Origin of the sequence: Novosphingobium umbonatum (genome assembly GCF_004005905.1) — a bacterium.
Classification (GTDB): Bacteria; Pseudomonadota; Alphaproteobacteria; order Sphingomonadales; family Sphingomonadaceae; genus Novosphingobium; species Novosphingobium umbonatum.
Genome location: NZ_SACO01000001.1, coordinates 470335 through 484469 on the forward strand (window position 1 = coordinate 470335; position 14135 = coordinate 484469).

Annotated in this window: 15 protein-coding genes and 1 pseudogene; 8 read left to right on the forward strand and 8 right to left on the reverse strand. The window is 63.0% G+C overall.

What is annotated here, in order from left to right; genetic code table 11:
* Positions 1-105: 105 nt before the first annotated feature.
* A complete protein-coding gene (locus EOE18_RS02085; RefSeq protein ID WP_127705662.1) occupies positions 106-1362 on the forward strand; it encodes an MFS transporter in 1257 nt (418 codons plus the stop codon).
* Here the strand turns inward: EOE18_RS02085 and EOE18_RS02090 are convergent.
* Together EOE18_RS02090 and EOE18_RS02095 are read right to left on the reverse strand one after the other, a co-directional pair.
* Positions 1359-2402 (reverse strand): AI-2E family transporter, encoded by a 1044-nt coding sequence (locus EOE18_RS02090; protein WP_164852633.1) that lies wholly within the window; start codon positions 2400-2402, stop codon positions 1359-1361. The two genes, EOE18_RS02085 and EOE18_RS02090, sit on opposite strands and share 4 nt — an antisense overlap.
* Positions 2402-2872, reverse strand: coding sequence for a low molecular weight protein-tyrosine-phosphatase (locus EOE18_RS02095; RefSeq protein WP_127705666.1), 471 nt, complete (start codon positions 2870-2872; stop codon positions 2402-2404). Before EOE18_RS02095 ends, EOE18_RS02090 begins: the two co-directional genes overlap by 1 nt.
* 400 nt (positions 2873-3272) lie before the next feature.
* Here EOE18_RS02095 and EOE18_RS02100 point away from each other — a divergent pair, with 400 nt between their 5' ends.
* The 5 genes from EOE18_RS02100 (at position 3273) to EOE18_RS02120 (ending at position 5968) form a co-directional block, all read left to right on the forward strand.
* On the forward strand, positions 3273-3671 hold the full coding sequence (locus EOE18_RS02100; protein WP_246027207.1) for a group III truncated hemoglobin: 399 nt from the start codon (positions 3273-3275) through the stop codon (positions 3669-3671).
* Positions 3668-4240 carry a hypothetical protein gene (locus tag EOE18_RS02105; protein ID WP_127705668.1) on the forward strand — a complete coding sequence of 191 codons (573 nt, stop codon included), beginning with the start codon at positions 3668-3670 and terminating at the stop codon, positions 4238-4240. The genes EOE18_RS02100 and EOE18_RS02105 overlap by 4 nt, the downstream gene beginning before the upstream one ends.
* A gap of 104 nt (positions 4241-4344) precedes the next feature.
* Entirely contained in the window at positions 4345-4800 is a 456-nt protein-coding gene (locus EOE18_RS02110; RefSeq protein WP_127705670.1) for a Dps family protein, read from the forward strand.
* A 65-nt stretch (positions 4801-4865) separates the two neighbouring features.
* Positions 4866-5486, forward strand: a complete 621-nt coding sequence (locus EOE18_RS02115) for a 6-phosphogluconolactonase (protein ID WP_127705672.1) — start codon at positions 4866-4868, stop codon at positions 5484-5486.
* Positions 5474-5968 (forward strand): NUDIX domain-containing protein, encoded by a 495-nt coding sequence (locus EOE18_RS02120; RefSeq protein WP_127705674.1) that lies wholly within the window; start codon positions 5474-5476, stop codon positions 5966-5968. Before EOE18_RS02115 ends, EOE18_RS02120 begins: the two co-directional genes overlap by 13 nt.
* Here the strand turns inward: EOE18_RS02120 and dinB are convergent.
* Both dinB and EOE18_RS02130 read right to left on the reverse strand, forming a co-directional pair.
* Entirely contained in the window at positions 5965-7092 is a 1128-nt protein-coding gene (gene dinB / locus EOE18_RS02125; protein ID WP_127705676.1) for a DNA polymerase IV, read from the reverse strand. The two genes, EOE18_RS02120 and dinB, sit on opposite strands and share 4 nt — an antisense overlap.
* Positions 7093-7166: 74 nt before the next feature.
* A complete protein-coding gene (locus tag EOE18_RS02130; RefSeq protein ID WP_164852634.1) occupies positions 7167-7487 on the reverse strand; it encodes a UrcA family protein in 321 nt (106 codons plus the stop codon).
* Positions 7488-7803: 316 nt separating this feature from the next.
* Here EOE18_RS02130 and EOE18_RS02135 point away from each other — a divergent pair, with 316 nt between their 5' ends.
* Entirely contained in the window at positions 7804-9078 is a 1275-nt protein-coding gene (locus EOE18_RS02135) for a multidrug effflux MFS transporter (RefSeq protein WP_127705680.1), read from the forward strand.
* Positions 9079-9090: 12 nt separating this feature from the next.
* Here the strand turns inward: EOE18_RS02135 and EOE18_RS02140 are convergent, their stop codons facing one another.
* The 4 genes from EOE18_RS02140 to crtY form a co-directional block, all read right to left on the reverse strand.
* Positions 9091-10035: a phytoene/squalene synthase family protein gene (locus EOE18_RS02140; RefSeq protein WP_127705682.1), complete on the reverse strand. Its 945-nt coding sequence runs from the start codon at positions 10033-10035 to the stop codon at positions 9091-9093.
* Between the two features lie 31 nt (positions 10036-10066).
* A complete protein-coding gene (locus EOE18_RS02145; RefSeq protein ID WP_127705684.1) occupies positions 10067-10648 on the reverse strand; it encodes an LOG family protein in 582 nt (193 codons plus the stop codon).
* Between the two features lie 75 nt (positions 10649-10723).
* Entirely contained in the window at positions 10724-12211 is a 1488-nt protein-coding gene (locus EOE18_RS02150; protein ID WP_127705686.1) for a phytoene desaturase, read from the reverse strand.
* The gene (crtY, locus tag EOE18_RS02155) at positions 12208-13419 is read right to left on the reverse strand and encodes a lycopene beta-cyclase CrtY (protein WP_246027208.1); all 1212 of its coding nucleotides are present in this window, start codon (positions 13417-13419) and stop codon (positions 12208-12210) included. The genes EOE18_RS02150 and crtY overlap by 4 nt, the downstream gene beginning before the upstream one ends.
* A gap of 283 nt (positions 13420-13702) precedes the next feature.
* On the opposite strand from crtY, the pseudogene EOE18_RS02160 reads away from it, so the two are divergent.
* Positions 13703-14134, forward strand: a pseudogene (locus EOE18_RS02160) (acyltransferase); the annotation flags it as partial.
* Position 14135: the final 1 nt, after the last annotated feature.

Here is a 14135-nt window from a genome sequence, read left to right on the forward strand (position 1 = left end):
CCAGAAATTGCGAGACAGGGCCGCAGCCTTGCCCCCATGGTCTCGACGGCTGGGGGCATGGCTGATACCGGCCATAATCCCGCCCACCTGCGAAGGATGCCCCCGATGACCAGCACGCCCTTGGCCCGCCATCCTCTGGCCTATGCCGATTTCCGCGCTTTCTGGATCGCGCGGGTCTGCGCCATGCTGGGCCACAGCGCGCTGGTGTTGGCTCTGGGCTGGGCGGTCTATGATGTGGCGCGCAGCACGATGAGCGTGCGCGAGGCCTCGCTGCGGCTTGGCTTGGTGGGGCTGGTGCAATTCCTGCCCTTTCTGCTGCTCAACCCGTTTACAGGTCTGGCCGCCGACCGGTTTGATCGCCGAATTGTGGTCCGCATGACGCTGGTGGCGCAGTTGGCCTGTGTGGGTGTGTTAACGGCGGTAGGGCTGGGCGGGCCGGTGCCGCTATGGCTGCTCTATACGGTGGCGGCAGGCTTTGCGGCGGCGCGGGCTTTCTACATGCCCGCCATGAACGCTCTGGCGCCATCGCTGGTGCCGACCGAAGTCCTGCCGCGCGCCATTGCCACCAGCGCGATTGCGGGAAGATTGGGCGGTATTCTGGGGCCGGTGCTGGGCGGCTATGCCTATGCGCGTTCTCCCGCCTTTGCCTATGGTGCCACTTGCGCTCTGCTGGGCGCGTCCCTTGGTTTTCACCTGCTGATCCGCACCCGCATCGCCCCAAAGCATAGCCTGCCCGCCAGCCCATGGGTGATGATGCGCGAAGGGCTGGCCTATGTGCGGCACAATCCGATCCTGCTGGGCGCGATCAGTCTGGATATGTTTGCCGTGCTGCTGGGCGGAGTCACCGCTCTGCTGCCAGTGTTTGCGCGGGATATTCTGCATGTCGGGCCCGATGGTCTGGGCCATTTGCGCGCGGCCTCCTCGGTGGGGGCGCTGGCCACGGCGCTGGCCATGTCATGGCGGCCGGTGAAGAAGGATGTCGGGCTGGTGATGCTGGTGTCGGTGGGCATCTATGGTCTGGGAACGGTGGTGTTTGGCCTGTCCACCTCGTTTTATCTCTCGGCCGCCTGCCTCGCCTTGCTGGGTGCGGCGGATATGGTATCGGTCTATATCCGCCAATCACTGATGCAAATTGCCACGCCAGACGCCATGCGCGGGCGGGTGGGGGCGATTTCCTCGCTGTTCATTTCGGCCTCCAACGAATTGGGCGAGCTGGAATCCGGCCTTGCCGCTGCCGCCTTGGGGCCGGTGGCCGCTGTGGTGGTGGGTGGTGTGGCCTCTATGGTTATTGCCGCGGCTTGGGGCCGGCTTTTCCCTGCCTTGCTGGAGGCCAAAAGGTTTGAAACCGTCCAGCGCGCCTAATCGGGTTTTTTCGCCGGACGCTTCGCCTCACGCCCCAGCAAGCCGCCAATGTAGAAATGCTGGGTCAGAATATAGCCGACAATCGTCATCGGCGCGGCCAGAACCACACCGGGCGGGCCAAACAAGGTGCCGGTGGCGATAACGGCAAAAAGCAAAACCGCAGGCGGCAGGTCGACCGAGCTTTTCTGGATCATCGGCTGCACAATATTGCCCTGCAATTGCTGGACCGCCACAAATAGCCCGCCGGTCCATAGCGCCAATTCCGGCCTTTCGGAAAAGGCCACCAACACGCCCGGCACCGCCGCCAACACCGGCCCCAGATAGGGAATGAAGTCCAAAGCGCCCGACAGGATCGCCAAAGCCACCGCCGAAGGCACACCCAGCGCCAAAAGCCCCACCAGCATCACCACGGCGATAAACAGGCTGGAGAGCAATTGCCCCTTGAGCCAAAGATGCAAACCGCGCCCGACATCGTCAAACGCCTCGCGCGCCTGTTCCTCCACCGATCGGGGCAAGAGCCGCAACAGGCCATCGCGGTAAAAGGCAGGGTCGGCGGCGAAGAATATCCCGCCCACAAACACCACCGCCACATCGCCAACCACCCCGCCCAAGGCCACGACAAAGCCGCTGGCGCGCTGGAAAATTTCGGCAAATTGGGCGCGGGCGAGCTTGGCCATCTGCCCCAGATCATAGTCAATGTGCCATGCGTTGAGCTGCTTTTGCGCGGCCTCAACCGCTTGGGGCAATTGGCCGCCCAGTTCGGCAAATTGATGCGCGACCAAGCCGCCAAAGGTCATGCCTAACCCAGCAAAAATGGCCAAGAGCGAGAGCACCGCCAAGCCCACTGACAGGCCCGACCCGATACGCAAACGTTGGAAATGAGCCGCTATCGCCTGCAACACGACCGCAACCACCACCGATGCGAACATCAGGATCAACAGATAGGACAGATCCCAAGCCAGCGTAACAAGGCCAGCCAGCAAAAGCACGACCAGAGCCTTGCGGGTAAAGGAGACCAGATCGCCGTCCTTCATGGCCATCAACCCTGTATCAAACGGGCAACCAAGGCCTCGGCTGCGGCGGACACCTCGCCCCATGTCTGGGCAAAATCCTCTGGCCCGCCATAATAGGGGTCAGCCACGGATTGCCCCGCCGCATCGGGTAACAGGTCCATCAACAGCATCAATTGCGCCGTAGCATTGCTCGGCGCCAAACGGCGCAGATCGGCCAGATTAGCCTCATCCAGCGCGAAAATATGCGAAAAGCGGGTGAAATCGGCGCGTTCCACCTGACGGGCGCGCAGGCCGGTGATGTCCACCCCATGCCGCGCCGCCTCGGTCTGGGCGCGCGGATCGGGTGCATCGCCAATATGCCAGCCCCCTGTCCCCGCTGAGTCGATTTCCACCACCAGCCCCGCGCGCAGGGCGGCGGCGCGGAAAGCGCCCTCGGCCAAGGGGGAACGGCAGATATTGCCGAGGCACACAAACAGGACCGATTTTGGCGACACCATATCGGGGGATGCTAACGGGCTTGCCCCCCGCTGTCACGCCCGCACTTTGGCCTTTGAGCGCCGAAATCGGGAAATTTTTAGAGGTTTTTTACAGGAAAGCCCCAAATCGGGACGGAGAGCGCCCTGACAAGCCCGCCAAAACGCCCAGAGGCGAAACCCCGCACCCATGCGCAGATCCGGGGTTTCGCCCTTCCGGCTTTGTTTGGCCAGACCGCCTGCACCAGTCCAACCATGTTCCTACCTAACTCAATTTTCGCAGTAGACAATCGCCTAGCGACGAGGCGACGACCCCACCCGATGAGTCGAGCATCGCCCGCCCCTCACCGCCGCGCCTCGGCTTCGCAAAGGTAAAATGCACCCTTTGCGTGGCGGCAAGCTTGCGGCTAGGCGCTAGGACACCATGCCCGATTCTGCCCCCATCACGCCCCCTGCCCCCAGTCCGGTGCAAGAGCGCCACCCCGATCTGGCGCGTCTGGTCGAGCATTTCTATGGACAGGCGCGGCAGGATCTGCTGCTCGGCCCGATCTTTGCCGACAGGGTGGAGGATTGGCCGCATCATTTGCGCGCGCTCACCGCTTTCTGGGCCGCGCAATTGCGTGGGCGGGGCAGCTATCGCGGCACACCTTTGGCCGCCCATCGCGCCATGGCGAGCCGGCTGTCGCCTGCGCATTTCGCCCGCTGGCTGGAATTATGGGATGCGGCCACCGTGCAGGTGATGGGACCTGACGATGCCATGGCCCTACAGACCAAGGCCTGCCGGATTGCCTCGGTGCTGCAGGCGGCGGTGCTGGCGCCATGAATGTCACCCTATGGGCCTTGCTAGTGGCCTTTCTGGCCAGCCTTGGCGGGCGCGATCAGTTGGTTGTCGCTGGGCTGACGGCGCGATTGGGGCGGCATGCCGGACTGCTGCTGCTGGCCATCACCACCGGCTTGCTGGCCAGTGCGGCGGCGGCATGGGCCAGTGGCGCTTTGGGCGGGGTGGTATCACGCCGCGCGGCCATAGTGCTGGCGGCCATGGCGCTGGGGGTGGCGGGGCTGGAATCCTTGCTGGTGCCTGCGCGTTTTTCTGCCAAGGAACCCACGCGCTCCTTCTTTGCCGCAGGGCTGGTGCTGATCATGCATCAAATGCTCGATGCCACGCGCTTTCTGGTGCTGGCTCTGGCGCTGGCGACACAGGCACCTGTCGGCGCGGCACTGGGCGGCGCGATGGGCACCGCGCTGGCCATGGGGCTGGGCTGGAGCGCGGGCGCGGCGATGCTGGACAACCAACGCGCGCTGGGGCGGGCGCGGCGTTTGGCCGGAGTGTTGTTGCTGGTTGCGGCGTTGGGGCTGGCGATCTGGATTTCCGGCAACAACGCCGCAAACTAATCGCTAAAGTCGATTATTGATCCCAGATCAGCGCGTTTAGCCGAAAAGCAAAACAGGCCTATAAAGCTCTCAACCGGCCAGCACGGCCGCACAAGGAGCGCATCATGCCCAACCACAACGCCCAAGCCGCTCTCGTCCACAGCCTCAATGGCCTGCTGGCCGATCTCTTCACGCTTTATCTAAAGACCAAGAATTTCCACTGGCACGTCAAAGGGCCACAGTTCCGCGACCTGCATCTGCTGTTTGACGAACAGGCCACCGCGCTTTTCGGCCTGACCGACATTGTCGCCGAACGCATCCGCAAGAATGGCGGCGCGGCGCTGACCGGCATTGGCGCGATTGCCAGCCTGTCGCGCATTGCCGACGAACCCCGCGCCGACTTGCTGGCAACGGAGATGATCGCCCAGTTGCGCGACGACAATGGCAAGCTGATCACCGCCATCCGCGAGGTAAAGGCCGCCGCCGGTGCCGCAGGCGACAATGCCACCGAAGGCTTTGCCGATGATTGGACCGATCAGGCCGAAACCCGCGTGTGGTTCCTTGCCAGCCTCTTGGGATAACTCCTTTCGATCCATAGCAATGCGCGGCCATTCCCCCCGCTGGCCGCCTTTGCTATGGATAGGGCATGGCCAATATTACCATCACCCAAGGCGCCTCCACCGCCGATATCGCCCAATGGATCGCCACCAGCCTGAACGCCGCTCTGGCTCAAAGCGAAGGCGAGATTGCCATCACCCTGCCCGGTGGCTCCACCCCTTTCCCCATTCTGGCCGAACTGGCCAAGCTGGGTCTGCCGTTTGAACGGATCGTGGTGTGGCCAGGCGATGACCGTATCGTGCCCGAGGATCACGCCGCCTCGAACACCGGCCGTATCCGCGCCGAACTGGAACCGCTGGGTGCCAAAATCGTCGCGCTGGAAGAAGGCATCACCCCGCCGCATTTCGCGCTGGCATGGCTGGGCATGGGCAATGACGGGCATATTGCCTCGCTTTTCCCCAACACCGATCCCCAGCCCGATGCGCCGGCCAAAGTGCTGCGCCTGACGCCCGATCCGCTGCCGCCAGAAGCGCCGTTTGATCGCCTGTCGATGACCATTCCCTCGCTGGTCAATGCCGATGCGCTGCTGTTTGTGGCGCGGGGGGAGGAAAAGCAGGCCATTCTGGAAGCAGGCGCCAAGGGCGAGCATGACCTGCCGGTGGCGCGCTTGCTCAAGGCCGCCCAAGCGCCGGTGACATGCTTCACCTGATCGCCGAGGCCGCGCTGGGGCGCTGTCCGGCGCCCTTGCACCGCTTCGCCCTGCGCTGGGCGCATCGAGCGCGGGTGATCTGGTGGCGCTGGCGCAAACCTACGCTGACCGCCTGCCGCGTGCTGGCCTTTGACGAGGCAGGTCGCGTGTTGTTGGTGCGTCACAGCTATGGCACGCCGCACTGGATGCCGCCCGGTGGCGGGATCAAGGGTGATGAAGATCCGCTGATCGCCGCTGCCCGCGAGTTTCGCGAAGAATTGGGTTGCGAATTGGGCGCGTTGCAACTGGTGAACGTGATGGCTGACCGGTTCCACGGCGCGGGCAACAAGGTGTTTGTCGTGGCAGGCCAATGCCAAGGCCAGCCCAAGGCCGACCTGAGAGAGATCGCCGAGGCCAGCTTCTTCGCGCCCGATGCCCTGCCCGAGGATACGGTGGCCTTGGTAAAGCAGCAGATGCCGCATTGGATTGCGGCGCTGGGTTAAAACAGGCTCATCTGCCCGCTGGGCGCTGCCTCCGATTTGGCATCGGCGGATGGGGCGCTGGCCAGTTCCAGCCCCGACAGGATCAACCCCATCAAGCGCGCCGGCTGCGGCAGGGGCAGCATATCATCGAGCAATTCGCGGGCTATGGCCGCAAAATCCCGCTCCTCCACCGCACGGTCCAAGGTCCGCGCATGGCTGCGCAGGGTAAAATCGGAAAGCCGCAATTTTAGCGTCACTGTCCGCCCGCGAACGCCGGATTTCTCGATATCGGCCCACACCATGGCGATAATATCACCCAACACCTCGCGCAGGCCGGGGCCGGTGGAAATGTCGCGGGCAAAAGTCCGCTCGCCGCCGATCGACTTTCGCTGGCGATGGGCGCGCACAGGGCGCAGATCGATCGCCCGCGCCGCGCGATAAAGATAATCGGCCTGCGAACCGAAATTTTCGCGCAGGAAATCAATGCTGCAAGCCCGCAAATCCGCGCCGGTTTGCAAGCCCAAAGCCGCCATCCTTTCGGCCCCGCGCGGCCCCACACCATGGAACCGGCGCAGGGGCAGGCTCTCTACAAAGGGCACACCCTCCCCCGGACGGATCACGCATAGGCCATTGGGCTTGTTCTGGTCACTGGCCAGCTTGGCCAGAAATTTGTTGTAACTGACCCCCGCGCTGGCGGTGAGGCCGGTTTCCTTGAAAATACGCTCGCGGATCAGCGTGGCAATATGGGTGGCATTGCCCAAACCAAGCCGGTCGCGGGTAACGTCCAGATAGGCCTCATCCAGCGCCATAGGCTCGACCAAAGGCGTGTAGTCATGGAAAATGGCGCGGATCTGGCGGGAAATGCCGCGATAGACTTCAAACCTTGGCCGACGGAACACCAGTTGCGGGCACAGCCGCGCCGCCTGCGCCCCCGGCATGGCTGAACGCACGCCAAAGCGCCGTGCCTCATAGCTGGCCGCCGCCACCACGCCACGCGCTTCCGATCCGCCCACCGCCACCGGCAGACCTTTAAGCGAGGGGTCGTCGCGCTGTTCCACGCTGGCGAAGAAGGCATCCATATCGACATGGATGATCTTGCGCAGTCCGCCCTCTGCCTCCTGCCTGTCTTCTTCGCCCGATTCCATGCACCAATGCCTAGCGCCCCGACACGCAAAGCGCATCGGGGAACTGGCGGTCAGCAGAGAATGGCGGGAATATTTTAACGCGCGGCCAGCTTCTGGCCGGTCATCAAAGCGGCCAGCTGGCTGTCGCTACGCTGCATCAGATCCTTGCGGCACAGGTCAAAGGTGGTCTTGTTCTGCACATTCACCGTGCCGCCCAGCGCGTCACGGCAGGCGCGGTCCGAATACCACGCCACGCGCTGCTGGAACTTGGCGCGACCGGCGGCGGTGGCCAGATCCAGATCGCCATACCGCACTTCAATCTGCGGCGACTCTGCCTGGGCATGGGCCGTGCCTGCCAGACCCAGAACAGCGGCGGCCAGAGCGAAAGCGGTCGAAAGGTTACGAATGGCGGTCATGATAATGTCTCCCCGAAATGGTAAGTGTCGCAAAGTGCCTTTCGGGTCGAACGTGACCTTTGAGGCGGTAAACTCGAATGCCAAGAGTATTGCAGGGGGCGTGCCAAATTGCAGGGAATGGCAGATTTCCGCCATTTCCGTTTACGACTGGCTTTCCCATCGCGTCACCAGCATCGATTTTCAGATGAGATTTGCCATAATTTAGCGTAAATTTCGCGACATCATCGGCCCATCTTCAAAACTTGCCCCCGCCGATGAACATCAAACAGGATTCAAGACTAGCCAAGCCCGCCCTGTACCTGCATGGGTAACCATAATGATTCCCCCTGCGACACCCTCCCCCTCCGCCCCAAAGCCCTCGCGCCAGCGCCAGATCGGCGGGCTGGAATTCATCCTGTTGATGGGCCTGCTACAGGCGCTTCAGGCCTTGGCGGTGGACTCCATGCTGCCCGCTTTGGGCACGATGGCGGTGGATCTGGGCGCACGTGATCCCAACCAGCGGCAGTTGGTTGTGGGCATTTTCCTGATTTGCAGCGGCCTTGGCTGCCTGCTGCCGGGCACGCTGGCCGATCGTTATGGTCGCAGGCCGGTGCTGATCACTTGCCTCACCAGCTACATCCTCTGCTCCACCGCCTGCGCGCTGGTGACCAATTTCGATCAATTGCTGGTGCTGCGCGCCATTCTGGGCGTTGCTTGTGCAGGCTTGATGGTGCTGCCCGCCGCCATCATCCGCGACCGGCATGAAGGCGATGCCATGGCCCGCCTGCAATCGACCGTAGGCATCGTGTTCATGGTCGTCCCCATGATCGCCCCCAGCGTAGGGCAAGCCGTGCTTCTGGTCGCCAGTTGGCGCTGGATCTTTGGCGTGATGGCGCTGCTGGGTTCATTGATCCTGTTCTGGATGGCCACCCGCCTGCCCGAAACCTTGCGCCCCGAATTCAAACAGCCCATCGCCCCGCGCAAGCTGGCCATGACCATGGGCGCGATCATCACCACGCGCAGCGCGGCGGGCTATGTTCTGGGCATGGCGCTGATACAGGGGGCGATGTTCGGCTATATCAATTCCAGCCAGCAACTGGTGGCCGAGCATTTTGGCGCGGGCGCCCGTTTCCCGTTGATCTTTGCTGGCATGGCAGCCTGCATGGCTTGCTCCAATTTCACCAATTCGCGCATCGTGGAAAAATTCGGCGCCCGCCGCGTCAGCCATACCGCCCTGTTGATCTATATCGGCACCAGCGCGCTGCAATTCTACATCGCCAGCCAACCGAACGAGACCCTGTGGGAATTCGTGCCGATGATGACGGTGAACATGTGCCTGCTGGGCTTCCTTGGCTCCAATTTCACCTCGATCGCGCTGCAACCCTTTGCGCGTTCGGCGGGGGCTGCGGCCTCGGCCCAGTCGTTCATCCGCATGGTGCTGGCCTCCTGCCTCGGCTCGATGGTCGGGCAGGCCTTTGACGGGACTGCACGCCCCTTGGCCTTTGCGCTGATGGTGGCGGGCCTTGGCTGCCTTGTGCTGGTGCTGTTCAGCGAAAAGGGCCGGTTGTTCCGCCGCCTGTTGCCGCCCGGAACGCCCAGACCCATTGCTTAAACGCCCGTTTGCTTAAATTCGGGGTATCGCCCGCGCCAAGACCGCCCGCGTATAGGGCACAGTTGCAGCTTCACGCGGCGCACCGATCAGCACCTGTCCCAAGGCGCGCAACACATAGAGCAGCTTTTGCCCCTTGGTTGTGCTTACCCGCGCATCCCAAGCCTTCTCGCGAAGGGCGGCAACCTTGCGCGCGATACCGCCATAAATGCCCGCCGCCGCCAGCACCGCCCAGGCGCAACGCCACGGCAGACGCCCCGCGCCCACCCTTGCGCTGGCCTCGTAAACCTGTGCCATGGCCGCCATCCGCGCCGCCATCGCCACCAGCGCTGGCCGATGCTGCGGCTCCATGATCGCTTCCGGCGCGATCCCCGCCTCGGTCAACCAGTCGAGCGGCAGATAGCACCGGCCCGCCGCCGCATCCTCGGCCACATCGCGCAGGATATTACCCAGTTGAAAGGCAATCCCCAGATCGCAGGCGCGGTCCAGCGTATCGCTATCCTCTGGGTCTACCCCCATCACCAGCGCCATCACCACGCCCACCGCACCGGCCACGTGATAGCAATAGCCCAGCATGTCCAGTTCAGTCTTGGGCCGCCAACCGGCCACATCCAGCGCAAAACCGGCAATGATGTCGCCTGCATGCACCGCATTGATGCCGCATTCGCCCGCCACCACGCCCAAGGCATCAAAAGCCGCCTCGCCGGTCGGCCCACCGCCCAAGGCCCGCGTGGTCAAATGGCGGATCGAGGCGAAGCGCTCCTCTGCCCCCGATTGGTCGCCCAAGGCCCCGCCCAGTTCCTGCGCATCGGCCAGATCATCACAGGCGCGGCACCATGCATAAAACAGCCAGACCCGCTCCCGCGTCTCGCGGTCAAACAGGCGCGAGGCGGCGGCAAAGCTTTTGGAGCCGCGGGCGATCACATCGCCTGCCGCTGATACCAAAGCGCTTCTGACCAAGGCCGCCCGCGCCGTACTCACAAGGCAAAACTCACAAAGATTCCGGCGCCATCTTGGTAATCGGCTCGCTGGGAATATGCGTCATCATCCGCGCCAGCAGCAGATCCAGATCATTCTCCGCAATCACCAGCCCGCGATGGGCGCTGCGCACAAAGCCCACTTCGGCCATATGCCGCCACAGCGCCAGCAAGTGGTCGTAAAAACCCATGACATTGAGCACGCCCACCGGCTTGGCATGATAGCCCAGCTGCGCCCAGCTCAGCGCCTCCCACAGCTCGTCCATCGTGCCCGTGCCGCCGGGCAGGGTGATGAAACCGTCGGACAGACGCACGAATTCGGCCTTGCGCTCATGCATCGTGTTCACTTCGATCAGCTGCGTACAGCCGCGATGCGCCACTTCGGCCTTGATCAGGGCATCGGGGATCACCCCGATCACCTCCCCACCGGCCGCCAGCGCCGCATCGGCCACCGCGCCCATCAGGCCCAGACGGCCACCTCCATAGACCACCCCGATACCGCGACGGGCCAGCGTATCGCCCACCTCGCGCGCCAGTTCGATGTAACGGGGGTCTTCCGGCGTGGCCGAGCCACAATAGATAGCAATTCGTTTCATAGGTGGGATAATAACCCATCAACAGGCGTTGGAACAGGACACAAGCGACCGGCGCGGATAAATCTTTATGCCCACCTAAACCGGCAGCCCCAGATCCTCCAGCATCAGCCCCGCTGTAGCCTTGGCGCTGCCCACCACGCCGGGAATACCCGCCCCCGGATGCGTGCCCGCGCCCACCAGATAGAGGTTGGGAATCGCATCATCGCGGTTGTGCCCACGGAAATAGGCGCTCTGCGTCAACAAGGGCTCCAGACTGAAAGCGCTGCCCATATAGGCGGAAAGGTCCGTCTCGAAATGGGTGGGCGCATAATGGAATTTGGTGACGATTCGTTCATGGATATCGGGGATCAGCCGCAGGGCGATCTCGTCCAGAATGCGCTTTTCCAGCACGGCTCCCACCTCGTCCCAATCGACCGCCAGCTTGCCGCGATGGGCCACCGGCACCAAAGCATAAAACGTGCTGCGTCCCTCTGGCGCCATGGCCGGATCGGATACGCTGGGATGGTGGAGATAGATCGAAAAGTCGCGCGGCAGCACGCCGTGGTCGTAGATGTCTTCCAGCAAGCCTTTGTAGCGCGGGCCAAACAGGATCATGTGATGCGGGATCTGGGGGAATTGCCCCTCCAGCCCGAAATGCACCACAAACAGACTGGGCGACCAACTCTTGCGCGCCAGCGCCTTGCCTTGGCTGTCGCCACGCGGTGTGCCAGCCAGCAAATCGCGATAAGTGTGCATCAGATCGCCATTGCTGGCCACCGCGTCAAACCGCTCGCGCCATCCGCTGGCGCATTCCACTTCGCTGGCCTTGTTGCCAATCGTGTGGATCTTGATCACCGGATCGGCCAGACGGATCGTGCCACCCAACCGTTCAAACAAAGCCACCATGCCCGCGACCAGCTTGTTGGTGCCGCCCTTGGCCCACCACACGCCGCCATCCTTTTCCAGCTTATGGATCAGCGCGTAAATGCTGCTGGTGGCCATGGGATTGCCGCCCACCAGCAAAGTGTGGAAGGACAAAGCCTGACGCAGCTTTTCCGATTTCACAAAGCCTGCCACGCGCGAATAGACACTGCGCCAAGCCTGATGCTTCATCAGAGCGGGGGCTGCCTTGATCATCGCCTTGAAGTTCAGGAAGGGCACATGGCCCAGCTTGACATAGCCTTCCTCGTAAACCGCACTGGCGAATTCCAGAAACTGTTGATAGCCGGGCAAGTCGCCGGGGGCGACACGGTTGATCTCGGCGCGCAAGGACGCCTCGTCGTTGGAATAGTCGAAATGCGTGCCATCGGGCCATTGCAGGCGATAGAAAGGCATCACCGGCATCAATTCCACATCGCGGCGCATGTCCTGCCCCGACAGGCTCCACAATTCCTGCAAACAGGCCGGATCGGTCACCACCGTGGGGCCGCCGTCAAATGTATGGCCGTCACGCTCCCACACATAGGCGCGGCCGCCCGCCTTGTCGCGGGCCTCCACAACCGTTGTGGCAATGCCGGCAGATTGCAGGCGGATTGCCAGCGCCAAACCGCCGAAACCGGCGCCGATCACACAAGCTCTGCTCATCTTTGTTCAACTTCCCCGGTTTGCGCCGTTTGTGGCTGCATCACGTCATCCAGTCGAGCCAACGGATGCCCGCCGCCCAACAAGCAAGCAATCGCCGCGCCCAAGGGCACCGGCGGCTTGCCTGCCAAAATCCGCATGCGGTCCAACCCTGTGGAATGGCCCGCATAAAAACGCTCGATCAGCCCTTCTTTCAACCGATAGAAACGCTCGAAAATCCTGTAGCTGCACTCTGGTTGCGCCGCGCCGAAAAGCATGCGGGTGAGCAGGCGGTAATAGGCCCCCGCCTGCCAATGGTCCCGCGCATAATCCGCCGCGGCCTTGGCCATGGCCCGCCCCGACAGATCCGGCAGATCGGCCAGCATCCCCGCCAAACGCACCGCCGTGGGCAGCGAATAGCCGGTCAAAGGATGGAACAGAGCCACCGCCGAGCCGATCCTTGCCACACCATCTGCGCCATCATGCAACACCGGCCTTCCCGCCGCCACCACGGGAAGGCAGCCCTGCTCCTCCCCCAAAACCTGTTTCACCCTCCAGCCCTGCGCCTGCGCATAGTAGGCAATCCGCTGGGCCAACACATCCCGCTCCACGTGCGGCGAGGTGGTGTAATAGGTATCCTCGACAAAGACTTTATCCGCCGCGAAGGGCAGCGCATAGACAAAGCGATAGCCTTCTTCCTGCGCCACGCTGGCGTCCATCACAATCGGCCGCTCCAACCCGTGCGGAGCCTCCAGTTGCAACATCTGCCCCACGAATTTCTGCCAACCGCCCAACAGCCCGGGGAAGCTCTGCGCGCCCCGCGCATCCACCACCGCGCCCGCCTTGATCCGCGCGCCATCCGCCAAAGTCACGCCCTGCCGGTCCAGCGCCGCCACCGCCACGCCGGTCAGGATCGAGCCTTCCGGCAGGCTGGCCCGCAGATGCGCGTCAAACCGCTCCGACGTGATCGAGCGATAGGCGCTGTTCAACCTTCGGCTATGCGCGGGAAAGCGCACATCATAACCATCCCAGCGCGCCGCCACCAAAGGCTTGACCAACCAACGCAAAGCCACCGGAATGTCGGAGAGAAAGAAGGACCACACATGGTTGCCCCCCAAATTCTCCCCCGCCTCGATCAGCAACACCCGCCGGTCGGGTCTGCGCGCCGCCAGCGCCAGCGCCAGCAATCCGCCCGCCAAACCGCCGCCGACGATAGCGACATCTGGAGCCATATCTGTTGCGCGACCCACCATAGGGCCAAGGTGTAGAGACTAGCCGTCGATACCGCAACCGCACATCGGGGCAATCCGGCAGCAGACCTCTACGCCACCATCGGCCACCGACACGGTGGCAAAAGATTGCAAAAGATCACTATTATTTCTAAAGACTTGCCACCCATGCCTTCGGGCGTAAAATCCGGCCCGACACCAAGGACAGCCCCAGATGATCAGCCTCAACAGCTTGCGCGGTCTGCAACGCAAAATGTCACAGCTGCGTATCACCTTTTACAATCGGGTCTGGGGCATGGATATCCATCCCTCCTGCCGCATCTCCAATGCCGCCTGGCTGGACCGCACCCACCCCAAGGGGGTGCATATCGGCGCCATGACCTATGTGACTTTCGGCACCACCATCCTGACCCATGACATGTGCCGGGGGCGTTATTTCAACACGCATATCGGGCGCTTCTGCTTCCTTGGCGCGCGCAGCGTGATCATGCCCGGCGTCACCGTGGGCGACGGTTGCATCGTGGCGGCGGGCGCGGTGGTGACCAAGGATGTGCCCCCCTATTCCATCGTAGCCGGCAACCCCGCCACCATCATCCGCAGCGACATTGCCGTTGGCCCCTATGGCCGCCTGCTCAGCGCGGGGATTGCCTCCTATGATCGGGCGATGATGAAGCAATTGCAGCTCGAACATCTGATCAAAGAGGCTCCCGAGGCTTAAA